Below are 25,928 nucleotides of genomic sequence, written 5' to 3'. Positions count from 1 at the left end.
GATTTATGAAAATTTTAGTAACAGGTGCTGCAGGCTTTATTGGGTCTAAATTAATGGGTGTATTGGCATCTAGAGGCGATGAGGTAGTGGGGATTGATAGTATAAACAACTATTATGACGTCCGATTAAAATATGGCCGATTATCGGAAATGGGTATCATGTTGAATGATGAATTTGTATGGAATCAACCGATACAAAGCTCTAGGTATGAGACTTGTAGATTTATACGGATGTCTATTGATGACCGGCATGCCATGGAAGAACTTTTTGAAAGGGAACATTTTGAAAAGGTTGTAAACTTAGCTGCGCAAGCTGGAGTGAGATATTCTATTACAAATCCATATGCTTATTTACAAAGTAATTTGGCTGGTTTCTTGAATGTATTGGAATGTTGTCGTCATTATGAGGTGAAACATTTGGTGTTTGCATCTTCTAGTTCCGTATATGGTCTAAATTCGAAAGTACCGTATTCTGAGGAAGACAAAGTGGATACTCCAGTTAGTTTGTATGCTGCAACTAAAAAAAGTAATGAATTGATGGCACATAGTTATAGTAAACTGTATGGTCTTGCTGTGACTGGACTTCGTTTCTTTACTGTTTATGGTCCATGGGGACGTCCTGATATGGCTCCTATGTTATTTGCTAGAGCTATTTCAAATGGAGAACAGATAAAGGTTTTCAATAATGGAAATATGATTCGTGATTTTACATATATTGATGATATTGTTGAAGGTACAATACGGACACTGGATCATGTTCCGGTAACACAGAAAAGCTCGAATGGAGTAGCATATAAAATATACAATATAGGATGTTCACATCCAGTAAAATTGATGGATTTTATCCATGAAATAGAATCTGCCATGGGCCATGAAGCTGAAAAAATATTCTTACCCATGCAACCTGGAGATGTGTATCAGACTAATGCTGATACCTCCATGTTGAAAAGGGAAATTGGCTATGAACCAATGGTTACATTACACGATGGGGTCGCAAAATTCATACAATGGTATAAGTCAGAGAAAAATCCTTTAAAATAATCATTGTTATCTAAAATTTTTAATTATGAATATAGCAGTTGTAGGAACTGGATATGTTGGCTTAGTAAGTGGAACTTGCTTCGCTGAAATGGGGGTAAATGTAACGTGTGTCGATGTTAACGAAGAGAAAATCAAAAGCCTGTTAGATGGTCAAATTCCAATCTATGAACCTGGGTTAGATGAAATGGTATTACGTAATCACAGGGAAGGTAGACTAAACTTTACAACAGATTTAAAAACTTGTTTGGATAATGTAGACATCGTTTTTAGTGCTGTGGGAACGCCTCCGGATGAAGATGGAAGCGCAGACTTAACTTATGTTCTGGAAGTAGCACGTACTGTAGGGCGTAATATAAACAAATATGTATTGCTTGTCACCAAATCCACCGTACCTGTAGGTACAGCTCAAAAAGTAAAAAAGGCTATTCACGAAGAGTTAGAGAAAAGAGGAGTTGATATTGAGTTTGATGTAGCTTCAAATCCGGAATTTCTGAAGGAAGGTGCTGCTATTCAGGATTTCATGAGACCAGATCGTGTGGTAGTGGGAATAGAGTCCGAAAAGGCGAAGGAGCTTATGAGTCGTTTGTATCGCCCTGTTATGCTGAATAATTTCCGAGTAATCTTTACGGATATACCTTCTGCAGAAATGATAAAGTATGCAGCAAATAGTATGTTAGCTACACGTATTTCATTTATGAATGATATAGCGAACTTGTGTGAATTAGTAGGGGCAGATGTGAACATGGTGCGAAAAGGTATTGGAGCGGATACACGTATTGGTAGTAAATTTTTATATCCTGGGTGTGGATATGGCGGTAGTTGTTTCCCTAAAGATGTGAAAGCTCTAGTTAAGACTGCTGAAAATAGAGGCTATGAAATGAGAGTGTTGAAAGCTGTAGAAGAAGTAAATGAAAATCAAAAACATATTGTGTTTAATAAACTTTGTAAGCATTACAATGGTGAACTTCACGGGAAAGTTATTGCAATTTGGGGATTAGCATTTAAACCAGAAACTGATGATATGCGTGAAGCAACAGCGTTAATCACTATTAATCAGCTAATTAAAGCAGGTTGTAAAGTTCAGGTATTTGACCCTGTAGCAATGGATGAATGTAAACGCCGTGTCGGTGAAGGAGTTACTTATGCGAAAGATATGTATGATGCAGTATTAAATGCCGATGCTTTATTGTTGTTAACGGAATGGAAACAATTTCGCTTGCCAAGTTGGGGTGTTTTGAAGCGTACAATGAATAGCCCTGTAATCATTGATGGACGTAATATATATGACCCGGTAGAAATGATGGAAAAAGGGGTTACTTATTATTGTATAGGAAGGTAATACTTTTCATTTTAATTCCACTTTAAACTGAGGCGAATATCATCTTTTTTACTTAATAGCACATTTCGAAAGTCCTCAGACTCAGATAATTTCTTATTTAATATATATGAAACTTTGTCTTAAAACAATTATTCTTCTGAAGAATCAGAAGGATTTATCGTCATTACCCGAAGGCAAGTTGCTGATTAATACGATTAATGCTCATTCGTATAACACTGCCTTGAAAGATCCGCTTTTTCAGGAAGCATTATTAAAAGGAGGAGCATTGATTCCGGATGGTATCAGTATGGTGCTTGCTTTTAAATTTCTACGGGGTGAAAAAATAGAACGTACAGCCGGATGGGATTTGTTTCAATATGAAATGAATAAATTAAATCAGAAAGGGGGAGTATGCTTCTTTTTGGGAAGTAGTAAGAAAACATTGTCTTTGGTGTGTGAAAAAGTGAAGACTGTCTATCCCAATATTCAAGTTAAGACTTATTCTCCTCCTTACAAATCGAGTTTTACAGAGGAAGAAAATCGAGAAATGATTAATGCAGTAAATATGGCTAATCCTGATCTGCTTTGGATTGGTATGACTGCACCCAAGCAAGAAAAATGGGCTTATGAGCATTTGAATGAACTTAATGTTCATTGTCATATAGGTACAATTGGAGCTGTATTTGATTTTTTTGCAGGAACTGTGCAGCGGGCTCCTCAATGGTGGCAGAGAAACGGATTAGAATGGGCATATCGTTTATTGAAAGAACCGAAAAGAATGTGGCGTAGGTATATTATAGGAAATGTTTTATTCTTGTGGAATATTTTAAAAGAGAAAAATGGAATGATTATGGATCATAATTAATAGAGAATATTTTATGAAAAAAATAGCATTAATTTCAGGTATTACAGGACAAGATGGTTCATTTCTGGCAGAATTTTTAATAGAAAAAGGTTATGAGGTCCACGGTATTCTTCGCCGTTCTTCATCATTCAATACAAGTCGTATCGAACATCTTTATTTAGACGAATGGGTACGTGATATGAAAAAAGACCGTTTGGTAAATCTCCATTATGGTGATATGACAGATAGTAGTTCTTTAATTCGTATTATTCAGCAAGTCCAACCAGATGAGATCTATAATTTGGCAGCTCAAAGTCATGTAAAAGTATCTTTTGATGTTCCCGAATATACAGCTGAGGCTGATGCTATTGGTACACTTCGTATGTTGGAAGCGGTTCGTATTTTGGGTATGGAAAAGAAGACTAAAATTTACCAGGCTTCGACTTCTGAATTATTTGGTTTGGTTCAGGAAGTTCCTCAAAAGGAAACAACACCTTTTTATCCCCGTTCTCCATATGGAGTGGCTAAACAGTATGGTTTTTGGATTACCAAGAATTATCGTGAAAGTTATGGAATGTTTGCGGTAAATGGAATCCTGTTCAATCACGAAAGTGAGCGGAGAGGTGAAACTTTTGTAACTCGTAAAATTACGTTGGCGGCTGCACGTATTGCTCAAGGTTTACAAGACAAACTTTATTTGGGTAACCTTGATTCTCTTCGTGACTGGGGATATGCTAAAGATTATGTAGAATGTATGTGGTTGATTCTCCAACATGATGTACCTGAAGATTTTGTAATTGCTACAGGAGAGTATCATACAGTACGTGAATTTACTACGTTAGCATTTAAAGAAACAGGTGTTAATCTTTGTTGGGAAGGCAAGGGGGTAAATGAGAAGGGGATTGATGGGGTCACTGGGAAAGTTTTGGTGGAAGTCGATCCTAAATATTTTCGCCCTGCAGAAGTTGAACAATTATTGGGTGACCCTACAAAAGCAAGAACTTTACTTGGTTGGAATCCTCGGAAGACATCTTTTGAAGAACTTATAAAAATAATGGTTTCTCATGATTTGAAATTTGTAAAGAGGCTCTACATGCAAGAGTCGATGAATAGAGAATAATATTGCTGTCATATTAGATAAGAATTTTGAATAGTATATGGTAGAGTATTCTGGTACGGTATTTTTTCACTGTCGTGCACATAGGTGGTATTATGACTAATTTATATCAATCATAACTAAAAACATATGCAGGAAGTCCAACGTTTTAACAAAGTCCTAAAATCTTGTGTCCTTTGGGGGGATCTTATTTTGCTGAACCTGCTTTTATGGGGATTTGAACAGTTTTTTGGTAACCGCTTTTGGTGCGAGAATTGTGGTTCCATCCTTCAAGGTATGGCTTTGATAACTTTATGTTATCTACTTTGTAATATGCACTCCGGAGTCATTCTTCATCGTTCGGTAGTCCGTCCTGAACAAATCATGGTCCGTGTTTTACGTAACATGGTTCCTTTTGTATTGCTTTCAGTCTGTATTTTATTACTTTTTCATTTTGAGTTTTCTCATTCCCGGCTTTTTGGTTTGTTTTATATTGTTCTGATATTGGTAATAGTAAGCTATCGTTTGGCTTTTCGTTACTTCTTGGAACTTTATCGTAAGCAAGGAGGGAATGTTCGTAAAGTGATATTGATTGGAAGTCATGAGAACATGCAGGAGCTTTATCACGCAATGACAGATGATCCCACTTCGGGTTATCGTGTTCTTGGATATTTTGAGGATTTTCCTTCAGACCGTTATCCAAGCGATGTTTCATATTTAGGGCATCCTCAAGAGGTAAACAACTTTTTGGAGCAGAATGTGGGCCGAGTAGATCAGCTTTATTGTAGTCTTCCTTCCGCTCGTAGTGCTGAAATTGTTCCCATTATTAATTATTGTGAGAACCATTTAGTTCGTTTTTTTAGTGTTCCGAATGTTCGCAACTATTTGAAACGTCGGATGCATTTTGAAATGTTGGGAAATGTTCCTGTTTTATCTATTCGTCGTGAACCTTTAGAGTTGCTTGAGAACCGTATAGTAAAACGTACTTTTGATATAGTGTGTTCTACATTATTTTTATGTACTATTTTCCCATTTATTTATATTATTGTTGGAGTTGCTATAAAGATGAGTTCTCCGGGACCTATCTTTTTTAAACAGAAGCGTAGCGGTGAAGATGGAAAGGAATTCTGGTGTTATAAATTCCGTTCAATGAGAGTGAATACTCAATGTGATACTCTTCAGGCTACAGAGCATGATCCACGTAAAACTAGGATAGGGGAGATTATAAGAAAGACTAGCATTGATGAGCTTCCACAATTTATTAATGTGTTTAAAGGCGATATGTCTATTGTTGGCCCACGTCCTCATATGCTAAAGCATACTCAAGAATATTCTCAATTAATCAACAAGTTTATGGTTCGTCATTTTGTTAAACCGGGTATAACAGGCTGGGCACAGGTAACAGGCTATCGTGGTGAGACAAAAGAACTTTGGCAGATGGAAGGTCGTGTGATGCGTGATATCTGGTATATTGAGCATTGGACATTTTTATTAGATCTCTATATTATGTACAAGACAGTGTATAATGCAATTCACGGAGAAAAGGAGGCGTATTAATAAAAGTTTGGTAATTAATTGTAATAAAATAAATAAAATAGATTTATGAGAAGACTTAATAAGAAGTTGGGATTGTTGTTGTTACCTTTTTTGTTGGTAGCTTGCCAATCGTATAAAAAAGTTCCTTATTTACAGGATGTGGAAGTTGTGGAACAAGCAACTCAACAGGAGAATTTGTATGACGCTAAAATTATGCCAAAGGATTTGTTGACAATTGTAGTGTCTTGCACCAGTCCGGAATTGGCTTTACCATTCAATTTGACAATTGCTAGTCCCAGCGGTATAGCCTCTAGTAATTCAACCTTTACCACGGCACAACCAATGCTGCAACCTTATCTGGTAGATAATGAAGGAAAAATTAATTTTCCTGTATTGGGAGAATTGAAGTTGGGAGGATTGACAAAGAAACAAGCGGAACAGATGATTGTCGATAAATTGAAGCCATATATTACAGAAACTCCAATTGTAACAGTACGTATGGTAAATTATAAAATATCAGTGATTGGTGAGGTGACTCGTCCGGGTACATTTACAATTTCTAATGAAAAGGTTAATTTATTAGAGGCACTTGCTATGGCAGGTGATATGACTGTTTATGGACTTCGTGACAATGTAAGACTCATTCGTGAAGATTCAAGCGGGAAGCAACAGATTATTACTCTGGATTTGAACAAGGCTGAAACTATTCTTTCTCCTTATTACTGGTTACAACAGAACGATATTATTTATGTGACTCCGAATAAGGCGAAAGCTCGTAACTCTGATATCGGTAATAGTACTAGTTTATGGTTTTCTGCGACTTCAATTTTGGTATCACTTGCCAGTTTATTGTTTAATATCTTAAAGTAACGTCTTAAGAGATGAAAGAAAAAAAAGTATATAATGTGGAACAGGAAGCGAATGAAGAGAAAATAGATTTTCAGGAAATTCTGTTTAAATATTTGATTCATTGGCCTTGGTTTGTTGGTACAGTTGTTGTCTTTTTGCTAGGGGCATGGTTGTATTTGCGTATGGCTACTCCGGTATATAATATATCAGCTACAGTGCTGATAAAAGATGATAAAAAAGGGGGAGGAGCAGGTATGGCATCAGAATTGGAAAATTTAGGTTTGGATGGTTTGATCTCTTCTTCTCAAAATATCGATAATGAGATTGAAGTACTTCGTTCTAAGACTATTGCGAAAGAAGTTGTTATAGATTTGAATTTATATATATCTTATAAAGATGAAGATGAATTTCCGGCACAGGATATGTATAAGACATCTCCTGTGCAAGTTAATCTGATTCCACAAGAGGCTGAATTATTGGATGATCCTATGATTGTGGAGATGGCTTTACAGCCACAAGGAAGTTTGGATGTAAATGTAAAGGTGGGAGACGATGAATTCCAAAAGCATTTTGATAAATTACCTGCAGTTTTCCCTACCGCAAGGGGAACATTAGCTTTTTTCATGAGTCCCGATTCTTTGATTTCTAAGGGAACTGAAGATGTTGATTTGGAGAAAAAAGTTTGTAATATAACAGCGACTATAAATAATCCTTTGCGTGTAGCAAGATGGTATTGTAAAAGTATGACTATCGAGCCTACTTCGAAAACAACTTCTGTTGCAGTTATATCATTGAAGAATTCCAGCTTACGACGTGGGCAGGATTTTATTAATAAACTTTTGGAAATGTATAATATCAATACGAATAATGATAAGAATGAAATTGCTCAAAAGACAGCGGAGTTTATTGATGAGCGTATTGGTATTATATCAAAAGAGTTAGGAAGTACTGAAGAAAGTTTGGAGACTTTTAAACGAAATGCTGGTATTACGGATTTGACAAGTGAAGCTCAAATAGCTTTGACAGGAAATGCGGAGTATGAAAAGAAACGTGTAGAGAACCAGACGCAAATCAATTTGGTAGAGGATTTGCGTAGATATATGAGAGGAAATGAATATGAGGTACTTCCTGGTAATATTGGTCTGCAGGATGCCGGACTCGTAGCTCAAATTGATCGTTATAACGAAATGTTGGTAGAACGTAAACGTTTGTTGCGCACTTCTACAGAAAACAATCCTACAATTATAAATCTGGATACAAGTATTCGTGCGATGAAGATGAATGTGGATGTTACTCTTGACCGTACTTTACAGGGACTACTGATAACAAAAGCAGATTTGGATCGTGAGGCTAGTCGTTTTTCTCGCCGTATCAATGAGGCTCCGGGACAGGAGCGTCAGTTTGTGAGTATTGCTCGTCAGCAAGAGATCAAGTCTGGATTGTATCTGTTGCTTCTCCAGAAACGTGAAGAGAATGCTATTACTTTAGCTGCTACAGCTAACAATGCTAAAATAATTGATGATGCTATTGCTGATGAAATTCCTGTATCACCTAAAGGTAAGATGATTTATTTAATTGCTTTAGTTCTAGGTGTCGGAATTCCTGTAGGTGTCATTTATTTAATCAATTTGACTAAGTTTAGGATTGAAGGTCGTTCTGATGTAGAAAAGCTCACGAGTTTACCTATTGTTGGTGATATCCCATTGACTGATGAAAAACAGGGAGCTATTGCTGTATTTGAGAATCAAAATAATCTGATGAGTGAAACCTTCCGAAATATCCGAACGAATCTTCAGTTTATGCTTGAAAATGATAAGAAGGTGATTTTGGTTACTTCTACAGTCAGCGGTGAAGGTAAATCTTTTATCTCTGCTAATCTTGCTATTAGTCTTTCTTTATTAGGGAAGAAAGTAGTAATCGTTGGTCTTGATATTCGTAAACCGGGTTTGAATAAAGTTTTTAATATTCCGAGAAAAGAAATTGGTATAACTCAATATTTGGCTAATCCGGAAAATAACTTGATGGATTTGGTACAGCTTTCCGATGTCAGTAAGAATCTCTATATTCTTCCTGGTGGAACAGTTCCTCCTAATCCAACAGAATTACTGGCCCGTGATGGATTGGATAAAGCAATTGAAACGCTCAAGAAGAATTTTGATTATGTGATTTTGGATACCGCTCCTGTTGGTATGGTAACTGATACCTTGCTGATTGGACGTGTGGCTGATCTATCTGTTTATGTCTGTCGTGCAGACTATACTCATAAAAACGAGTACACTTTGATTAACGAACTTGCTGAAAAAGATAAATTACCTAACCTATGTACTGTGATAAATGGTTTGGATCTGAAGAGAAGAAAGTACGGTTATTATTATGGTTATGGTAAATATGGCAAGTACTATGGTTATGGTAAGCGATATGGCTACGGTTATGGATATGGAGAACAATCTCATACCAAGGAAGAGTAAATCCTATATAGCAGTCAATGAATTTCAATGCAGAATGCATAGGTAAAATCCATTGATGACCAAGATTTTTTTAAGTTAATAATGTCATAGAGTACTTTTAATACTTTACACAAAAGTGAGATGGAACATGTAGGTCCCTAACTTCATGCTACACACATGAAGCCCCTACATTTGTGGTCAGGAAATATACGGCGGTGTATTCCTGATTAACGCCCTCATGTCGGTGTAAATCCGATGTGATTTCTATTATATCAACTGTCTGTGAAGATCGTTGATATTTGAAATGATATTATCACTAGATAATATACAACTCAAAACGGGAGACAGCACTTTTGTTGTCTTCCGTTTTTATATTGAATACTTCTTCATTATAAATATTGGTACTTTATCGGGAGCTTACAAATACTCCTATCTTTATTTGCTGTTTTGGACATTTTAGCGTAACTTGCACACCTATTTTAAAGAATATTTTTTTAACAGGAGAATAACAGGTATGGATAATCATGTTGTAATAATGGCTGGTGGCATAGGGAGCCGCTTCTGGCCGATGAGCATTCCGGAATGTCCTAAACAATTTATTGATGTAATGGGATGTGGCCGGTCGCTGATTCAGTTGACGGCAGATCGTTTCGACGGTGTTTGCCCTAAAGAAAATATGTGGGTCGTAACTTCTGAAAAATACATTGATATTGTTCGGGAGCAGTTGCCGGAAATTCCGGAAAGTAATATTTTGGCGGAGCCTTGTGCGCGCAATACTGCGCCCTGCATTGCTTTTGCTTGCTGGAAGATCAAGAAAAAACATCCGAATGCTAACATTGTAGTAACTCCTTCGGATGCATTAGTCATTGATACGGGAGAATTCCGTAGAGTGATGGAGAAAGCCCTTCGTTTCACAGATGATGGCAGCGCCATTGTAACGATAGGTATCCGGCCAACTCGTCCGGAAACCGGATACGGATATATTGCTGCTGCCGATCAGCTCCAGACAGATAAAGAAATTTACACCGTAGATGCATTTAAGGAAAAACCGGATAAAGAGACTGCCGAAAAGTATCTGGCAGAAGGCAATTTCTTCTGGAATGCGGGAATCTTTGTATGGAATGTGCGTACTATTACTTCCGTGATGCGTGTATATGCTCCGGGCATCGCACAAATTTTCGATCGCATTTTCCCCGATTTCTATACAGAGAAAGAAAATGAAACAATCAAGAAGTTATTCCCTACTTGCGAAAGCATTTCTATCGACTATGCAGTGATGGAGAAAGCACAGGAGATTTATGTACTTCCCGCTTCATTTGGCTGGTCAGATCTGGGTACATGGGGAGCACTTCGCGGTTTGCTTCCACAGGATAAGTCTGGAAATGCAACCGTAGGAACCGATATCCGTTTGTACGAAAGTAAAAATTGTATTGTGCATGCCAGCGAAGAAAAACGAGTAGTCATTCAAGGCTTGGATGGATATATCATTGCAGAGAAAGATAACACATTATTGATCTGCAAGTTGGAAGAAGAGCAAAGAATTAAGGAATTCTCGAAATAAAATTTATTTCGAGAATTGATATTCATGTGGTGTCATTCCTGTCATCCGTTTAAAGAACTTCGAGAAGAAAGAAGGATTAGGGAAATTCAATTCATCAGAAATTTGATAAACAAGCAGATTGCTATGTTTTAGCAATACTTTAGCTTCTAGTATAATGGACTGGTTTATCCAGTCCATTACTGTTTGTTGACTAGCCTGTCGAACTACTGTATTGAGGTAACGTGGAGTGAGACATAGTTTGTCTGCATAAAAGTCGACATTACGTTCTTTCTTACTGTATGCATTGACAAGAGAGATGAAACGTTGGAAGATATCTTCTTGCCGTGTCAGTTGTATGGGATTCATTAACATATTGCTTTGGGCAACATATTCTATATAATAGAGAAGACTGGCTAGCAGGTGGCGAATAGCATCCCTGCGAAATGTCGTCTCTTGTAATATATTCCACATTAAAGTGAAGTAATTTTCCGCTTGTAGTAGTTCTTGAGGGGATAATACTAATAAAATATTTCGTTGATGATGGAGAAGATAAGAGAATAAATCTTCTTTTCCGGATATAGGAAGGAAAGCTTGATCGATTGCTATCATCTGCATATCGAAATCGGGCGATACTTCTGTAATCTGAACGATGGAGTTGGGGGTGATTACTGCAAAATGATTTCGCTGTATCGTGTACTCTATCAGATTAATTAGAATCCGTGCAGTGCCATTTTTGACAAATGCTGCACGTCCTTCTTTAATACGGTATGGCTGGCCGATTGCAAATAGATTGGCTTCCATTTTTCTGAAGCTATTGACAAATCCAAAATCAGAAGAGATAAAGCGATATTCGTTGTGGCGGACAACATTTAAATCTTCCAATGTTTTAAGTCCTAAATCCAAAGGGCCTTTCTGTTCCATTTCCTTCATTCTTTTCCGGCAAAGATAATAAAAAGCCCTATATTCATTATCGTTTTTCTGATAAATCGAACTATTGGAACATATTTGCCAACTCCTAGAATGTGAATGTGTCTTTGAAAGCTCTATCTTTGTCTTTCGAAGAAATCAAATGAATAGTGTATATGAAAAGAATAGTTTTCAGTTTTTCCTTTTTATTGTTTGTATCAGGAATGAATGCACAGATAACGTTGGAAGAATGTCAACGAAAGACGCAGGAAAATTATCCGTTGGTACATCAATATGGGCTGGTGGAGAAGACAAAGGAATATAATCTGGAGAATGTGGCAAAGGGATATTTGCCGCAATTTGCTCTTTCGGCCAAAGCTTCTTATCAGAGTGAGGTAACGGAAATTCCGGTGAAACTTCCCGGGGTGGATATGAAAGGATTGCCGAAAGACCAGTATCAGGTAATGTTGGAGTTGCAACAGAAAATCTGGGATGGTGGCGGCATACGGATGCAGAAGAAACAAACGGTAGCGGAAGCAGAGATAGAGAAAGAAAAATTGAATGTGGATATGTATGCGCTGAATAGTCGTGTTAATGATCTTTATTTTGGTATTCTGCTATTGGATGAACAACTGAAGCAAAATGCACTGTTGCAGGATGAATTGGAGCGAAATTATCGTCAGATTACAGCGTATGTGGAAAATGGAATTGCCAATCAGGCTGATTTGGATGCTGTGAAAGTGGAGCAGTTAAACACAAAACAGAAAAGAGTTGAGCTTACTTCGTCGCGTACTGCATATTTGAAGATGCTTTCACTTCTAGTAGGAGAGAAGTTGTCGCAGGAAACGGTTCTGGAGAAACCAGTTTCTCAAAGTGAGATTTCGTCTGTCAGTGAAATCCGTCGTCCGGAATTGTCTTTGTTTAATGCGCAGGGAAATGGATTACAAGTACAGGAGAAGGCTTTGAATGTGCGCCATCTTCCACAATTCGGACTGTTTGTGCAGGGTGCTTATGGAAACCCCGGACTGAATATGCTGAAAAATGAATTTTCCCCATATTATATTGCAGGCGTCCGGTTGTCATGGAATTTTGGAAGTCTGTATACATTAAAAAATGACCGGAAGGTTATTGAAAATAAACGGAGACAATTGGACAATAGCAGGGATGTGTTTCTCTTTAATACAAGATTGGAAATGACACAACAAGATCAGGCAATCCAATCATTGGAAAAACAGATGCAGGATGATGATGAAATTATCCGTCTGCGTACCAATATTCGTAAATCGGCAGAGGCGAAAGTGGCGAATGGAACATTGACGGTAACTGAGATGCTTCGGGAGTTGACTAATGAGAGTCTGGCCCGTCAGTCGAAAGCACTGCATGAAATTCAACGGCTAATGGGAATTTATCAATTGAAATATACTACAAATGATTAATATAACTTCTTCAGATATGGAACGAATGACAAAGATAGGAATGTGTGGGATAGCATTGATAATGTTGTCTGCTTGTGGTAAGGGAGTACCTAACTATGATGCGACCGGTACGTTTGAGGCTACAGAAGTAATAGTCTCTGCAGAAGCTGCCGGAAAGCTGTTGCGACTGGAGGTGGAAGAGGGTACAAGGCTAAAAGCAGGTGAGGAGATTGGTCTGGTGGATACCGTACAAATCTATTTAAAGAAATTGCAATTGGAAGCCAGTATGAAATCAGTGGAGAGCCAACGTCCGGATCTTGCTAAGCAAATAGCTGCCACAAGGCAGCAAATAGTAACGGCGGAACGGGAAAAGAAACGGGTGGAAAATCTACTTGCCGCAGGAGCTGCGAACCAAAAGCAGTTGGACGACTGGGATGCACAAGTTAAATTGCTTGAAAGGCAGCTTATTGCACAGCAATCATCGTTGCAAAATAGTACGAACAGCCTGACAGAACAGGGGAATTCGGTTGCAATACAAGTCGCACAAGTGGAAGATCAGTTAGCTAAATGTCATATCCAGTCGCCTATTGAAGGTACGGTATTGGCAAAGTATGCGGAAGCAGGTGAATTGGCGGCAATTGGCAAGCCTTTGTTTAAGGTGGCAGAAGTCGATCGAATGTATTTGAGGGCTTACATAACTTCCGAGCAGTTGTCACAAGTAAAACTGGGAGATAAGGTGACTGTATTTGCTGATTATGGCAACTCGGAGCAGAAAGCTTACCCGGGGGTAGTGACATGGATTTCCGATCGTTCGGAATTTACTCCTAAAACGATTTTGACGAAAAATGAGCGTGCAAATTTAGTATATGCAGTGAAGATCGCCGTAAAAAATGATGGGGCATTGAAAATAGGCATGTATGGTGGAGTAAAAATGAAAGGTGAGAATTAAAATTGAAAGGTATCAATGAACGGAATGAATGGCAAAGAATCCATAGTGGTCGTAAAAGAGATCAGCAAGAGTTACGGAACGGTGGAAGCATTGAAAGAGGTTTCTTTTGCCGTGGAACGGGGAGAGATTTTTGGATTGATCGGTCCTGATGGTGCCGGTAAGACTACCTTATTCCGTATTCTGACTACTTTGCTGCTTGCAGATAAGGGCACGGCGATTGTCGATGGAATGGATGTGGCAGCGAACTATAAACAGATTCGTACGAAAGTGGGATATATGCCCGGACGTTTTTCTCTTTACCAAGACCTTTCTGTGGAGGAAAACCTGGAGTTTTTCGCTACAGTGTTTCACACGACGATTCAGGAAAATTATGACTTAGTCAAAGATATCTATCAACAGATAGAACCATTTAAGAAAAGAAGGGCAGGGGCTTTGTCGGGTGGCATGAAGCAGAAGTTGGCATTAAGTTGTGCCTTGATTCATAAACCGGATATTTTATTTTTGGATGAACCTACCACCGGAGTAGATCCTGTGTCGCGTAAAGAGTTTTGGCAAATGCTGCGGAATTTGCGGGAGCAGGGAATTACAATTATCGTTTCCACTCCCATTATGGACGAAGCCCGTCAATGTGACCGGATTGCCTTTATTAATCATGGACAGATTCATGGCATTGATACTCCTGCACGTATTCTTCAGCAATTTGCTGCGATTCTCTGTCCGCCTTCTTTGGAGCGGGAAGAAGTGAAACATGAAATGGCTCCGGTCATTGAAGTGGAACAGTTGACAAAGTGTTTTGGAAATTTTACTGCGGTAGATCACATTTCTTTTCAAGTGAACCGGGGAGAAATATTTGGTTTCCTGGGGGCTAATGGTGCCGGCAAGACAACAGCTATGCGTATGCTTTGCGGATTAAGCAAACCTACATCCGGTATAGGAAAGGTAGCTGGGTTTGATATTTTCCGGGAGGCGGAACAAGTGAAAAAACATATCGGGTATATGAGCCAGAAGTTTTCTTTGTATGAAGACCTGAAAGTATGGGAGAATATCCGTCTGTTTGCTGGCATCTATGGAATGGAAGAGTCGGAAATAGAAAGAAAGACCGGAGAACTGCTGGACCGTTTGGGATTTTCTGCCGAGCGGAATACTTTAGTGAAGAGTCTCCCTTTAGGATGGAAACAGAAATTGGCCTTTTCGGTTTCAATCTTCCATGAGCCGAGGATTGTTTTTCTGGACGAGCCGACCGGTGGGGTAGATCCTGCTACACGCAGGCAGTTCTGGGAGTTGATTTATCAGGCCGCCGATCAGGGGATTACAGTATTTGTTACCACCCACTATATGGACGAAGCCGAATATTGTAACCGGATATCTATTATGGTGGACGGACAAATCAAGGCCCTTGATACACCCACGCGCTTGAAACAACAATTCGGAGCGGAAACGATGGATGATGTTTTTCAGAAACTAGCCCGCGGTGCGGTGCGTAAAGCAGATTGATTATGAGACAGTTTATGGCTTTTGTAAAGAAAGAATTTTACCATGTTTTTCGTGACCGGCGAACGATGTTGATCCTGCTGGGAATGCCGATCGTACAAATTATTCTATTCGGCTTTGCTATCACTACAGAGGTGAAAAATGTACGGCTAGCCGTGCTTGATCCTTCTAATGATGTGGTGACCCGAAAAATGATAGATCGACTGGATGCCAGTGAGTACTTTACTGTTACTACTCGTTTTCATACACCACAGGAAATGGAGGATGCTTTTTTAAAGGGAGAGGTTGATATGGCGGTTGTTTTTAGTGAACGTTTTGTCGATGGACTTTATGTAGGCGATGCTCGCGTACAGCTGATTGTAGATGCAACGGACCCGAATATGTCAACTTCGCAGGTTAACTATGCAACCGGGATTGTCTCCATGGTGGGACAAGAAATGCTGCCCCCGAATCTATCATCTGCCCGTTTGACTCCTGATATCAAATTGCTGTATAACCCGCAAATGAAAAGTGCTTATAATTTTGTGCCGGGAGTAATGGGGTTGATTCTGATGCTGATCTGTGCTATGATGACTTCTATTTCAATTGTTCGTGAGAAGGAGACGGGTACGATGGAAGTATTATTGGTTTCGCCCGTGAAACCATTATTTATTATTCTGGCAAAGGCCGTGCCCTATTTTGTCCTGTCATTTGTCAATCTGATAACGATTCTATTACTTTCAGTCTTTGTGTTGGATGTACCGGTAGTAGGAAGTTTGTTTTGGTTGATAACGGTGTCTTTGTTATTCATCTTTGTCTCATTGGCATTGGGTTTGCTGATTTCATCAGTGACGCGTACGCAAGTAGCTGCTATGCTGGTTTCCGGATTGATGTTGATGATGCCCACAATGCTTTTATCGGGAATGATTTTCCCCATCGAAAGTATGCCGTTGATACTTCAATGGATATCGGACATACTTCCGGCACGTTGGTATATTCAGGCAGTACGGAAACTTATGATTGAGGGGGTATCGGTGGTACTCGTGTATAAGGAAATTGGTATCTTATTGTTGATGGCTACAGTGCTTATTACAATCAGTATCAAGAAATTCAAGTATAGATTGGAATAATATGCCAATATCCCCATCAGTTGCGCTGTTTTGTGAGACAATGAGTATATTAGTAAATTGAATAATTATTTATGATAAAGTTCCTGATAGAAAAAGAGTTTAAACAGTTGCTTCGCAATTCGTTTATGCCGAAATTGATTCTTGTTTTTCCGTGCATGATTATGCTGTTAATGCCTTGGGCTGTGAATTTGGAAATCAAGAATATACAGTTGAATATTGTGGATAATGATCATTCGGCTATTTCACAGCGTCTGGTAAATAAGATAGCTGCTTCCACTTATTTCCGTTTAGTAGAAGTGCCGGCTTCGTATGATGAAGGGCTTCGGAATATTGAAGTCGGAACAGCAGATATTGTGATGGAAATTCCGAGAAACATGGAACGGGACTGGATGAATGGAAAGGATTCTCATATACTGATAGCAGCCAATGCAGTGAATGGAACGAAAGGAGGACTTGGTAGTTCTTACTTATCTTCTATCGTTAATAATTACGCCACCGAATTACGTTCGGAACACCCTGAAGTGGGTGCTGCTTCCGGTGTTTTTCCTTCCATACACCTGGATACACAAGGTCTGTTTAATCCGAATCTGAACTATAAGCTTTATATGGTTCCTGCATTAATGGTTATGTTGCTGACTTTGATTTGTGGTTTCTTGCCTGCGATAAATATCGTTAGTGAAAAAGAAATAGGGACGATTGAACAAATAAATGTAACTCCTGTTTCGAAATTTATCTTTATTCTAGCAAAGCTTTTACCTTACTGGCTGATTGGTTTTGTGGTGCTCACTTTGTGTTTCATATTAGCATGGCTGCTTTACGGCATAGTGCCTGTCGGGCATTTTCTGTTGATTTACTTTTTTGCAATTCTTTTTGTTCTAGTAATGTCCGGCTTCGGGCTTGTTGTTTCCAATTATTCGGAAACTATGCAGCAATCTACATTTGTCATGTGGTTTTGTTTGTTGGTTTTGATATTGATGAGTGGATTGTTTACTCCTATTAGCAGTATGCCGGAGTGGGCACAAATGATTACCAGGCTCAACCCCTTGAGATACTTCATGGAAGTGATGCGAATGGTATATCTAAAGGGAAGCGGTTTCTTTGATTTACTGCCACAGTTCGGAATATTACTGCTTTTTGCTGTTGTGTTTAATAGTTGGGCTGTGATTAGTTACCGGAAGAATAATTAATACTGGCATAAAAAAATGGAGATGTGTCGAAACTCTCTTTTTAACGTAATAACCCTCACAACAGATGCCTGCGTGAGGGTTATTCTTTATTATAAAGGTTTTGAAACACCTTTGTTTTTATTACTTTTCATCACCATTTCCGGTGAATAATAAGCGGTTACTGTATTACTTTATTTCGATTTGTCTATTTGGCTTCTTTACTTCTTCTTCAGAGAGTTTCGGAAGTTCGATATTTAGAACACCATGTTCTACGGATGCAGCAATTTTCTCTTTATCTACATTATCTGGTAGAATCATTGTTTGCTGGAACTTAGAGTATGAGAATTCGCGACGCAGATAGCGACCGTCTTTTCTTTCCTCCTTGTTTTCAGTCTTCTTCTCCATGCTGATAACGAGGTTGTTATCTTCATCAATGCGAACATTGAAATCATCCTTCGTCATACCCGGAGCAGCCAATTCCACTTTGTATTCTTTTTCTGTTTCCAAAACATTAATTGCAGGTGCAGTAGCATTTGCTTTTACCATCCAATCGTTATCAAAGAAATCATTAAAGATACTTGGTAACCAACTTTGAGTTCTTCTAACAGGCATCATAATTTTAGTCTCCTATCTTTAAGTTAAACATTCAATTAATAAATTTAGAACTTCGGCATTTTCACTTCCGATGGTATCGGTTATCCCGCCTTCCATCGTCCGCTCTCGAACCGTTGTTCGCTTCTATAAATGCAAACCTTATGCCAAGAGATTTTAGAGACTAAAATTGTCTATTTGTCATTTTTATAATGTCATTTTTGCAATATAAATGACAAAATGTATCCTGTTTTTATTTATTTTATATAAGATAGATATTAATTTGATAACCTGTTTACTTCTTCTCGATCAGTTTGAACCTTATTCTTAGTGTTTGCCTTTCTTCGTCATAATCATAACTAATGATTTTGAAGGTACCCACTTCAGAAGTATGGGATACATGCAATCCGATGCAGGCGCAGGCATCATAATCTCCAATGCGGACAATGCGAAGAGTTTCGCTTGCATCGGCAGGTAGCTTACTTAAATCTACAATATCTTTGGCCTGTTCATGAGTCATAAACTCAACAGTCACAGGTAGGTTCTGACTGATTACCTCGTTCACTCTATCTTCAATAGACTGGATTTGTTCCGCTGTCGGACATGACGAAAGTATATAGTCACATTTGCTTTTTTTTCTTTCGATGTGGGCATTGCGAGAACGTGGGCAGCCAAAGGTTTTCACCATGGTTGCATTGAGTAAATGCTCTGCTGTATGCATAGGAGGGTATTCCTGCTTATTGTGATCGTTGAGTTGAATTTGTTGTTCCATAATTTAATAAGTTATTTCAAGTTTATTATTCAAAGCATAATTATCTGCACTATTTTCTGATTTGTAGTTTGCTGCTTTATTATAAACTAACCATACATTGACACAATGTCCGATTTCATGCATTAATAAACGTTCAAGATAATATCTTCTTGCATTTTCTTCTGTGAATTCAATATACCAGTTATCTCGTTCTTTTACAGGTTCAGATGCATAGCCTTTATACCATGTTAGTAGTTTGTGACTGGGTTTGCTCTTTCCTATGGATATTTTGTTGTTTTTGGGAAATGGATACAGTATGATGGCATATACTCCACTACCCGTAGTAAAATAACTTTGGCAATTTACTTTAGAATTAGGCTTGCGTAGCCATATGTGTGTTATACATGATACATCTTTTTCGGGTAATTGATTCAATACACTTTCAATATGGTCTATTGTTATTGGAAAATAGAAATCCCTGGACGGATTTTCCATTATATAAATGGGGCATTTATCAAATTCAGTTGGTTTTAATAAAGAGTGTTCTCTTTTCACTATATTATCCTTTAATTTGATTCGCATTCTTCCTCCTTTAATGTCACCAAAGGTGCGACTTTTCTTCCAGGCTGTTTTTTTCTTATTTTGTTGATGTCTCATAGGTTTTATCTTTTGTGTTTATTCATGGCATTTTGTATTTAGTCATTTATTGTTTCCAATAATGATTTTCTCCCCCAAGAAATGAGGTTGTTTATCTATACCTAAATCTATAAACATTTTGACTCTTGCAAGTAATTCCCGGATGTTAGTTTTCAGTCCGGCATAAGCATTTACATTTGGGGCGTTGTACCCGATGGCGTCTATTCCATTTTTCTCTGCAAGATAGATCGCTCGTTCGTTATGGAAACGTTGGGAGATGATGGTCAGACGATTTTGTCCAAACACTTCTTTGGCACGTACAACAGAGTCGAGAGTCCGGAATCCGGCATAATCTAAATAAATGGATTTTTCAGGAATACCTTTTTGTATGAGTGCTTTCTTCATTTCTTCCGGTTCATTGTAATCCTCTTTACGGTTATCGCCGCTGATGAGGATATATTTAATTTTTCCGGCTTTATATAACTCTACTGTTGCAAGAATTCGATAATCGAAATATAAATTGTTATTTCCACTTTTCAACTTGGGAGAAGTTCCGAGAAGTAATCCTACATTGTTGGAGGGGATAGTATTTACTTCCGTATATAGTTTGGAGACTGTGTGTTTCTTGATCGTCCTGTTACATACAAGTATGCTGATTACACACAGAATAGCTATTATTAGAGTGGTATAAAGTAGTTTGCGTTTCATGTTTCGGATAATAATTGTGACTTTACAAAAATACCATTCTTTTTTAGGAAATCAAGCATATAGACATAAAAAAAGGAGCAACGCCTTGCTCCAACCTTTGTTAACCTTAAATCTAATACTATGAAAAACACAATGCAAAGATACGGACTGTTGTGAAATTAGCAAATAATCCAAGAAAAAACGCATGTTATATAACATAGATTAAGAAAAAGTACCTTCGCCTTAACGGTTATTCGATATTTTGGACGACAGATAAATGCGTATGCTTCCATTTTTCTTTCTTCATCAACTTTTTTAATAATTACTATGAACTGATTTAATAGCTGAATTTATTCGAAAAAAGCAAAGCTACAAATAAATTTTAGCACATGCGATTTGCGTTATAAAGATTCAAAAATAGAAAAATCGAACTATACATTTTAATATATATAGTTTATTATTTATATATTTATAATAATACCGGTAAGTGTTCAAGGGGGCTTTTTAGGAAGGCGTAACCAGTTGTCATATAGTGAGTTATCTGCCTTTGGAGAGTGTTCCACTATGCGTTCGGCAAAAAGGCGCTTTTTATTCCCTAAATGGAGGCTCTAAACCCATGCGGCAGAGCCTCTGTTTGATACATTCAGAGGCTTCGTTTCAGGCAAATGAAGCCTCTAACTTTTGCTTCCCCAAAGACAGGTTATTAATATGCGAACGTATATGACTATTTAGAACCGAAACCAACTGAAAAGAACCGATGAATTTAGAAGCTCCTAGCGTATGGCGTATTTTTGCTGGAAACCTGAAAACAATAACAAATATGCAGAAAAAATCTCTCGTGTTTGACATTTATCAGCACATTATGGCATGGAAATGCACAAAAAATGGCCTTACAAAGTATGGTGCATCGCTTTTCTTTTTATCTTTGCATGAAATATAATATTACTAATACTTAATATAAACATGGATAAAAGAAGATGGGGCCAATGGATATTATTGGCTGTTGTTTGCTTGAGTTTCTCGATAGGAGAAAGCTATGCGCAGAAAAATGATTTTGCTAATCTACGTCGTTATTCAAAAGAAAATGCTGCACTTCCACAAGCGACAAAGAAAGACAAACGGGTTATTTTTATGGGAAATTCCATTACGGAAGGATGGGTAAGGACTCATCCGGATTTTTTCAAATCAAATGGTTACATTGGCCGTGGAATCAGTGGGCAGACTTCCTATCAATTCTTGTTACGGTTCCGGGAAGATGTGATTAATCTTTCTCCTGCTTTAGTGGTGATTAATGCCGGAACAAATGATGTCGCTGAAAATACACAAGCGTATAATGAAGATTATACATTCGGAAACATCGTTTCTATGGCGGAACTGGCAAAAGCAAATAAAATAAAAGTAATTTTGACTTCCGTATTGCCTGCTGCTGCATTTAAGTGGAGAATGGAAATAAAAGATGTTCCGCAGAAAATTAAATCTTTAAATGACCGGATAGAGGCTTATGCAAGAGCAAATAAAATTCCGTTTGTTAATTATTACAAGGCAATGGTGGTTGACGAAAATCAGGCCTTGAATCCTCAATATACTAAAGATGGAGTTCACCCAACGAGCGAAGGGTATGATATTATGGAACCGTTGATTAAAAATGCCATAGAGAAGGCTCTTTGATTTATCATCGCTTGAAGTAGGAATAATCCAACTATAAGAAATGGGAGGATTGCATGAATAGATTCAGTCGTAATGAACGATCAGTCTATATCTGCAATCCTCCTTAATTTATGCTTTAGAGAGTGGTACATTATGTCTTTTCAATTTTATATTTTTCATTGAAGATGACGTATAGACATAAAAAAAGGAGCAACGCCTTGCTCCAACCTTTGTTAACCTTAAATCTAATACTATGAAAAACACAGTGCAAAGATACGGGATTCCGGTAACTTTGCAAATTATCAGCCCTTAATTGGTGTTTTTATAACACTAATTAATAGACTAAATGCGAAGTTACAGGTTTGTTAAGAGTTTCAGCCCTTAGCAATCAGGCTATAATAAGTGAACAAAGGGGAAATTTTATCCCCATTTCTCTTTCATCAAGTCCTCCAGTTTCAATAATTCGTCACGATATTGTGCGGCTTCGATAAATTCAAGTTTCTTGGCTGCTTCCTGCATCAGTTTGCGGGTACGCTCGATACTCTTTTCCATCTGCGCTTTACTCATATACTGCACTATCGGATCTGCTGCGATATTCGGAGTAGAAGGTTCTACATAAGCATGTCTTTCTTTCAACAGCTCATCTGCCTCTTTTGCATTACCGAATACAGACAAGTTTCTGGCCTTTTTAATCTGTTGCGGGGTAATTCCGTTTGCCTCATTGTATGCCAGCTGCTTTTCGCGGCGACGGTTCGTTTCATCAATCGTCAGTTTCATACTATCCGTCATCTTATCAGCATACATGATTACCTTACCGTTCACATTACGCGCGGCACGTCCCGCAGTTTGTGTCAACGAACGGTGGGAGCGGAGGAATCCTTCTTTGTCTGCATCGAGAATAGCGACGAGAGACACTTCCGGAAGGTCGAGACCCTCACGAAGCAGGTTGACCCCGATAAGTACGTCATAAACTCCTTGACGGAGATCATCCATAATCTTCACACGTTCCAGTGTGTCGACATCACTATGGATATAGGTACATCTCACATTATTATTAAGAAGATATTCTGCCAGTTCTTCTGCCATTCGTTTGGTTAGTGTAGTGACGAGTACGCGTTCTTCCTTTTCAATACGGAGCTGGATTTCTTCCATTAAATCGTCAATCTGATTGAGACTCGGACGCACTTCGATGATAGGATCGAGCAGACCGGTAGGACGAATCACCTGTTCCACGACGATTCCTTCCGACTGAATCAATTCATAATCCGCCGGTGTAGCACTGACGTAGATTACTTGTTTTGCCATCTCCTGAAACTCTTCAAATTTCAACGGACGGTTGTCCATAGCGGCAGGCAATCGAAAACCATATTCCACAAGATTGATTTTTCGCGCACGGTCTCCTCCGTACATTGCACGGATTTGGGGTACGCTTACGTGGCTTTCGTCGATAACGATCAGGAAATCATCCGGAAAGAAATCGAGCAAACAATAGGGGCGGGTACCGGCAGCACGGCCGTCGAAATAACGGGAATAATTCTCAATTCCGGAACAATGTCCCAATTCCCGAATCATTTCCATATCGTAAGTTACTCGCTCATACAATCGTTTGGCCTCGTATTCCTTGCCGATAGATTCGAAGAAAGCTACTTGCTTGGTCAAATCATCCTCTATTTCATGAATAGCACGGAGAGTAGCCTCTTTGGTAGTCATGAACAGGTTGGCCGGATAAATCTTATAGGCGTCAAATGGTGCGATAGTGACTCCTGTGATAGGGTCTACCTCTTCGATACCGTCAATTTCATCCCCCCAGAAGGTGACGCGGAGCAGGTTGTCGGTATAAGCCAGATAAATATCCACCGTGTCGCCCTTGACTCGGAAATTGCCACGGTTCAAGTCGATATCATTGCGGACATACAAACTGTCTACCAAACGACGTAGAAACACATTGCGGTCCATCATCCGTCCCCGTTCTATTTCGATGACATTTTTGTAGAAGTCCGAAGGATTTCCCATACCGTAGATACAAGATACGGAAGAAACCACTACCACGTCTTTTCTTCCGGAGAGTAGGGCGGAAGTGGCAGAGAGCCGGAGCTTGTCGATTTCGTCATTGATGGCGAGATCTTTCTCTATATATGTATCACTGTTCGGCAGATAAGCTTCCGGCTGGTAATAATCATAGTAAGAAACGTAATATTCTACCGCATTGTTTGGGAAAAAACCTTTAAACTCACTGTAGAGCTGGGCAGCCAGTGTTTTGTTATGGCTCAAAATCAAGGTGGGTTTATTGATATTGGCGATCACATTGGCAATGGTAAATGTTTTTCCCGACCCGGTCACTCCCAATAAAGTCTGTGCGGGAACTCCCTGAAGGACCCCTTCAGTAAGTTGTGCTATAGCTTCCGGCTGATCTCCGGTAGGTTTATAAGCTGATGTTAGTTCATAATTCATAGTTAAATCCTAAAAAGTGGAGCAATATTCGGTAAAATAATCGAGATAACAAATCATTTTTCCAAATAAATCCTTTACTTTGCAACATATTAATATCAAAAAACAGATTCATACAACTAGTAATACCAGAAACACATGATTTGGAATGAGAGCATTGAGTGTATGGACCGCGAAAGTCTTCGCAAGATTCAAAGCATACGACTCAAGAAAATTGTAGATTACGTTTATCACAACACGCCTTTCTATCGAAAGAAGATGCAGGAAATGGGGATTACTCCCGATAACATCAATAGTATTGATGATATTGTAAAACTGCCGTTTACCACGAAACATGATTTAAGAGATAATTATCCGTTCGGACTTTGTGCCGTGCCGATGAGCCAAATTGTACGTATTCATGCTTCTTCCGGAACAACCGGAAAACCGACGGTTGTCGGATATACCCGTAAGGACTTGTCTACATGGGCGGAATGTATATCGCGTGCTTTTACCGCTTATGGAGCGGGGCGTTCTGATATTTTTCAGGTATCTTATGGATACGGACTGTTCACGGGCGGATTGGGAGCACATGCAGGAGCCGAAAATATCGGTGCTTCTGTTATTCCGATGTCCAGTGGTAACACGGAAAAACAGATAACCTTGATGCATGATTTCGGATCGACAGTGCTTTGTTGTACTCCTTCCTATGCGCTTTATCTGGCAGATGCAATCAAAGATTCCGGTTTGCCGCGTGAAGAATTCCAACTGAAAGTCGGTGCTTTCGGTGCAGAACCCTGGACGGAAAATATGCGTCATGAGATAGAAGAAAAGCTGGGAATCAAAGCATACGATATTTATGGATTGAGTGAGATTGCCGGACCGGGTGTCGGGTACGAGTGCGAATGTCAGCACGGGACTCACTTGAATGAAGACCATTACTTCCCGGAAATCATCGACCCGAATACATTGCAACCGGTGGAATCCGGTCAAACGGGCGAACTGGTATTTACTCATTTAACCAAAGAGGGTATGCCGTTGCTTCGTTACCGTACGCGTGATTTGACGGCCTTGCATCATGATAAATGTTCCTGTGGCCGTACATTGGTACGTATGGATCGTATTTTGGGACGTAGTGATGATATGTTGATTATCCGCGGTGTGAATGTATTCCCGACGCAGATTGAATCAGTCATTCTTGAAATGGAAGAGTTTGAACCGCATTATTTGTTGATAGTAGGTCGTGAAAACAATACCGATACAATGGAACTCCAGGTTGAAGTACGTCCGGAATTCTATTCGGATGAGATCAACAAAATGCTGGCTTTGAAGAAGAAACTGGGAGGACGTTTGCAAAGCGTACTCGGACTGGGAGTCAACGTGAAACTGGTAGAGCCTCGCAGCATTGAACGCAGCGTAGGTAAAGCGAAACGTGTAATTGATAACAGAAAAATGTAAATAAGTATTAGGTATTAAGTATTAA

General features: G+C 38.8%; 21 protein-coding genes. 15 read left to right on the top strand and 6 right to left on the bottom strand.

The window, feature by feature from the left end:
- Window positions 1–5: 5 nt before the first annotated feature.
- The 8 genes from H8796_RS20240 (at window position 6) to H8796_RS20205 (ending at window position 10,691) form a co-directional block, all read left to right on the top strand.
- Entirely contained in the window at window positions 6–1,040 is a 1,035-nt protein-coding gene (locus H8796_RS20240; protein ID WP_117938030.1) for an NAD-dependent epimerase, read from the top strand.
- Between the two features lie 25 nt (window positions 1,041–1,065).
- A complete protein-coding gene (locus tag H8796_RS20235; RefSeq protein WP_004314912.1) occupies window positions 1,066–2,379 on the top strand; it encodes a UDP-glucose/GDP-mannose dehydrogenase family protein in 1,314 nt (437 codons plus the stop codon).
- Window positions 2,380–2,485: 106 nt separating this feature from the next.
- Window positions 2,486–3,223 (top strand): WecB/TagA/CpsF family glycosyltransferase, encoded by a 738-nt coding sequence (locus H8796_RS20230; protein ID WP_117938032.1) that lies wholly within the window; start codon window positions 2,486–2,488, stop codon window positions 3,221–3,223.
- Window positions 3,224–3,236: 13 nt separating this feature from the next.
- The gene (gene gmd / locus H8796_RS20225; protein ID WP_117938034.1) at window positions 3,237–4,322 is read left to right on the top strand and encodes a GDP-mannose 4,6-dehydratase; all 1,086 of its coding nucleotides are present in this window, start codon (window positions 3,237–3,239) and stop codon (window positions 4,320–4,322) included.
- Between the two features lie 126 nt (window positions 4,323–4,448).
- Window positions 4,449–5,855 carry an undecaprenyl-phosphate glucose phosphotransferase gene (locus tag H8796_RS20220; RefSeq protein ID WP_117938036.1) on the top strand — a complete coding sequence of 469 codons (1,407 nt, stop codon included), beginning with the start codon at window positions 4,449–4,451 and terminating at the stop codon, window positions 5,853–5,855.
- 45 nt (window positions 5,856–5,900) lie between these two features.
- Window positions 5,901–6,704, top strand: coding sequence for a polysaccharide biosynthesis/export family protein (locus H8796_RS20215; protein ID WP_004303663.1), 804 nt, complete (start codon window positions 5,901–5,903; stop codon window positions 6,702–6,704).
- An 11-nt stretch (window positions 6,705–6,715) separates the two neighbouring features.
- Complete coding sequence (locus H8796_RS20210; protein WP_117938038.1) at window positions 6,716–9,151, top strand: polysaccharide biosynthesis tyrosine autokinase; 2,436 nt, start codon at window positions 6,716–6,718, stop codon at window positions 9,149–9,151.
- Window positions 9,152–9,644: 493 nt separating this feature from the next.
- A complete protein-coding gene (locus H8796_RS20205) occupies window positions 9,645–10,691 on the top strand; it encodes a mannose-1-phosphate guanylyltransferase (protein WP_117938040.1) in 1,047 nt (348 codons plus the stop codon).
- A gap of 3 nt (window positions 10,692–10,694) precedes the next feature.
- Here the strand turns inward: H8796_RS20205 and H8796_RS20200 are convergent, their stop codons facing one another.
- Window positions 10,695–11,591, bottom strand: a complete 897-nt coding sequence (locus H8796_RS20200) for a helix-turn-helix domain-containing protein (RefSeq protein WP_117938053.1) — start codon at window positions 11,589–11,591, stop codon at window positions 10,695–10,697.
- 161 nt (window positions 11,592–11,752) lie between these two features.
- Between H8796_RS20200 and H8796_RS20195 the strand changes: the two genes are divergently transcribed.
- The 5 genes from H8796_RS20195 (at window position 11,753) to H8796_RS20175 (ending at window position 17,727) form a co-directional block, all read left to right on the top strand.
- Entirely contained in the window at window positions 11,753–13,012 is a 1,260-nt protein-coding gene (locus tag H8796_RS20195) for a TolC family protein (protein WP_117938042.1), read from the top strand.
- A 16-nt stretch (window positions 13,013–13,028) separates the two neighbouring features.
- Entirely contained in the window at window positions 13,029–13,940 is a 912-nt protein-coding gene (locus H8796_RS20190) for an HlyD family secretion protein (RefSeq protein ID WP_117938051.1), read from the top strand.
- A gap of 24 nt (window positions 13,941–13,964) precedes the next feature.
- The gene (locus H8796_RS20185; protein WP_117938055.1) at window positions 13,965–15,434 is read left to right on the top strand and encodes an ATP-binding cassette domain-containing protein; all 1,470 of its coding nucleotides are present in this window, start codon (window positions 13,965–13,967) and stop codon (window positions 15,432–15,434) included.
- Between the two features lie 2 nt (window positions 15,435–15,436).
- Window positions 15,437–16,540, top strand: a complete 1,104-nt coding sequence (locus tag H8796_RS20180) for an ABC transporter permease (RefSeq protein WP_117938044.1) — start codon at window positions 15,437–15,439, stop codon at window positions 16,538–16,540.
- 71 nt (window positions 16,541–16,611) lie between these two features.
- Window positions 16,612–17,727 (top strand): ABC transporter permease, encoded by a 1,116-nt coding sequence (locus H8796_RS20175; RefSeq protein ID WP_117938046.1) that lies wholly within the window; start codon window positions 16,612–16,614, stop codon window positions 17,725–17,727.
- Between the two features lie 165 nt (window positions 17,728–17,892).
- Here H8796_RS20175 and H8796_RS20170 read toward each other — a convergent pair whose 3' ends face one another.
- The 4 genes from H8796_RS20170 to H8796_RS20155 form a co-directional block, all read right to left on the bottom strand.
- Window positions 17,893–18,321, bottom strand: coding sequence for an Hsp20/alpha crystallin family protein (locus tag H8796_RS20170; RefSeq protein ID WP_117938047.1), 429 nt, complete (start codon window positions 18,319–18,321; stop codon window positions 17,893–17,895).
- Between the two features lie 271 nt (window positions 18,322–18,592).
- The gene (locus H8796_RS20165) at window positions 18,593–19,069 is read right to left on the bottom strand and encodes a hypothetical protein (RefSeq protein ID WP_004303639.1); all 477 of its coding nucleotides are present in this window, start codon (window positions 19,067–19,069) and stop codon (window positions 18,593–18,595) included.
- 3 nt (window positions 19,070–19,072) lie between these two features.
- Window positions 19,073–19,705, bottom strand: coding sequence for a hypothetical protein (locus H8796_RS20160; protein ID WP_004309265.1), 633 nt, complete (start codon window positions 19,703–19,705; stop codon window positions 19,073–19,075).
- Between the two features lie 42 nt (window positions 19,706–19,747).
- Window positions 19,748–20,392 (bottom strand): vancomycin high temperature exclusion protein, encoded by a 645-nt coding sequence (locus H8796_RS20155; RefSeq protein WP_117938049.1) that lies wholly within the window; start codon window positions 20,390–20,392, stop codon window positions 19,748–19,750.
- A 942-nt stretch (window positions 20,393–21,334) separates the two neighbouring features.
- On the opposite strand from H8796_RS20155, the gene H8796_RS20150 reads away from it, so the two are divergent.
- Window positions 21,335–22,039 (top strand): SGNH/GDSL hydrolase family protein, encoded by a 705-nt coding sequence (locus tag H8796_RS20150; protein ID WP_004303634.1) that lies wholly within the window; start codon window positions 21,335–21,337, stop codon window positions 22,037–22,039.
- Between the two features lie 399 nt (window positions 22,040–22,438).
- Here the strand turns inward: H8796_RS20150 and uvrB are convergent, their stop codons facing one another.
- Window positions 22,439–24,469, bottom strand: coding sequence for an excinuclease ABC subunit UvrB (gene uvrB / locus H8796_RS20145; RefSeq protein ID WP_004303633.1), 2,031 nt, complete (start codon window positions 24,467–24,469; stop codon window positions 22,439–22,441).
- A 135-nt stretch (window positions 24,470–24,604) separates the two neighbouring features.
- Here uvrB and H8796_RS20140 point away from each other — a divergent pair, with 135 nt between their 5' ends.
- Window positions 24,605–25,903, top strand: a complete 1,299-nt coding sequence (locus H8796_RS20140; RefSeq protein ID WP_117937170.1) for a phenylacetate--CoA ligase family protein — start codon at window positions 24,605–24,607, stop codon at window positions 25,901–25,903.
- Window positions 25,904–25,928 lie beyond the last annotated feature (25 nt).

This window comes from Bacteroides sp. M10 (genome assembly GCF_014334015.1).
Classification (GTDB): Bacteria; Bacteroidota; Bacteroidia; order Bacteroidales; family Bacteroidaceae; genus Bacteroides; species Bacteroides intestinigallinarum.
Note: the sequence above shows the minus strand (reverse complement) of the source record. Positions and strands in the feature narration are given on the sequence as shown.

What these genes read in the sequence shown, in the direction of transcription:
- H8796_RS20240 (WP_117938030.1), top strand. Translation starts at nt 6, where the DNA reads ATGAAAATTTTAGTAACAGGTGCTGCAGGCTTTATTGGGTCTAAATTA.
- H8796_RS20235 (WP_004314912.1), top strand. Translation starts at nt 1,066, where the DNA reads ATGAATATAGCAGTTGTAGGAACTGGATATGTTGGCTTAGTAAGTGGA.
- H8796_RS20230 (WP_117938032.1), top strand. Translation starts at nt 2,486, where the DNA reads ATGAAACTTTGTCTTAAAACAATTATTCTTCTGAAGAATCAGAAGGAT.
- gmd (WP_117938034.1), top strand. Translation starts at nt 3,237, where the DNA reads ATGAAAAAAATAGCATTAATTTCAGGTATTACAGGACAAGATGGTTCA.
- H8796_RS20220 (WP_117938036.1), top strand. Translation starts at nt 4,449, where the DNA reads ATGCAGGAAGTCCAACGTTTTAACAAAGTCCTAAAATCTTGTGTCCTT.
- H8796_RS20215 (WP_004303663.1), top strand. Translation starts at nt 5,901, where the DNA reads ATGAGAAGACTTAATAAGAAGTTGGGATTGTTGTTGTTACCTTTTTTG.
- H8796_RS20210 (WP_117938038.1), top strand. Translation starts at nt 6,716, where the DNA reads ATGAAAGAAAAAAAAGTATATAATGTGGAACAGGAAGCGAATGAAGAG.
- H8796_RS20205 (WP_117938040.1), top strand. Translation starts at nt 9,645, where the DNA reads ATGGATAATCATGTTGTAATAATGGCTGGTGGCATAGGGAGCCGCTTC.
- H8796_RS20200 (WP_117938053.1), bottom strand. Translation starts at nt 11,591, where the DNA reads ATGGAACAGAAAGGCCCTTTGGATTTAGGACTTAAAACATTGGAAGAT.
- H8796_RS20195 (WP_117938042.1), top strand. Translation starts at nt 11,753, where the DNA reads ATGAAAAGAATAGTTTTCAGTTTTTCCTTTTTATTGTTTGTATCAGGA.
- H8796_RS20190 (WP_117938051.1), top strand. Translation starts at nt 13,029, where the DNA reads ATGGAACGAATGACAAAGATAGGAATGTGTGGGATAGCATTGATAATG.
- H8796_RS20185 (WP_117938055.1), top strand. Translation starts at nt 13,965, where the DNA reads ATGAATGGCAAAGAATCCATAGTGGTCGTAAAAGAGATCAGCAAGAGT.
- H8796_RS20180 (WP_117938044.1), top strand. Translation starts at nt 15,437, where the DNA reads ATGAGACAGTTTATGGCTTTTGTAAAGAAAGAATTTTACCATGTTTTT.
- H8796_RS20175 (WP_117938046.1), top strand. Translation starts at nt 16,612, where the DNA reads ATGATAAAGTTCCTGATAGAAAAAGAGTTTAAACAGTTGCTTCGCAAT.
- H8796_RS20170 (WP_117938047.1), bottom strand. Translation starts at nt 18,321, where the DNA reads ATGATGCCTGTTAGAAGAACTCAAAGTTGGTTACCAAGTATCTTTAAT.
- H8796_RS20165 (WP_004303639.1), bottom strand. Translation starts at nt 19,069, where the DNA reads ATGGAACAACAAATTCAACTCAACGATCACAATAAGCAGGAATACCCT.
- H8796_RS20160 (WP_004309265.1), bottom strand. Translation starts at nt 19,705, where the DNA reads ATGAGACATCAACAAAATAAGAAAAAAACAGCCTGGAAGAAAAGTCGC.
- H8796_RS20155 (WP_117938049.1), bottom strand. Translation starts at nt 20,392, where the DNA reads ATGAAACGCAAACTACTTTATACCACTCTAATAATAGCTATTCTGTGT.
- H8796_RS20150 (WP_004303634.1), top strand. Translation starts at nt 21,335, where the DNA reads ATGGATAAAAGAAGATGGGGCCAATGGATATTATTGGCTGTTGTTTGC.
- uvrB (WP_004303633.1), bottom strand. Translation starts at nt 24,469, where the DNA reads ATGAATTATGAACTAACATCAGCTTATAAACCTACCGGAGATCAGCCG.
- H8796_RS20140 (WP_117937170.1), top strand. Translation starts at nt 24,605, where the DNA reads ATGATTTGGAATGAGAGCATTGAGTGTATGGACCGCGAAAGTCTTCGC.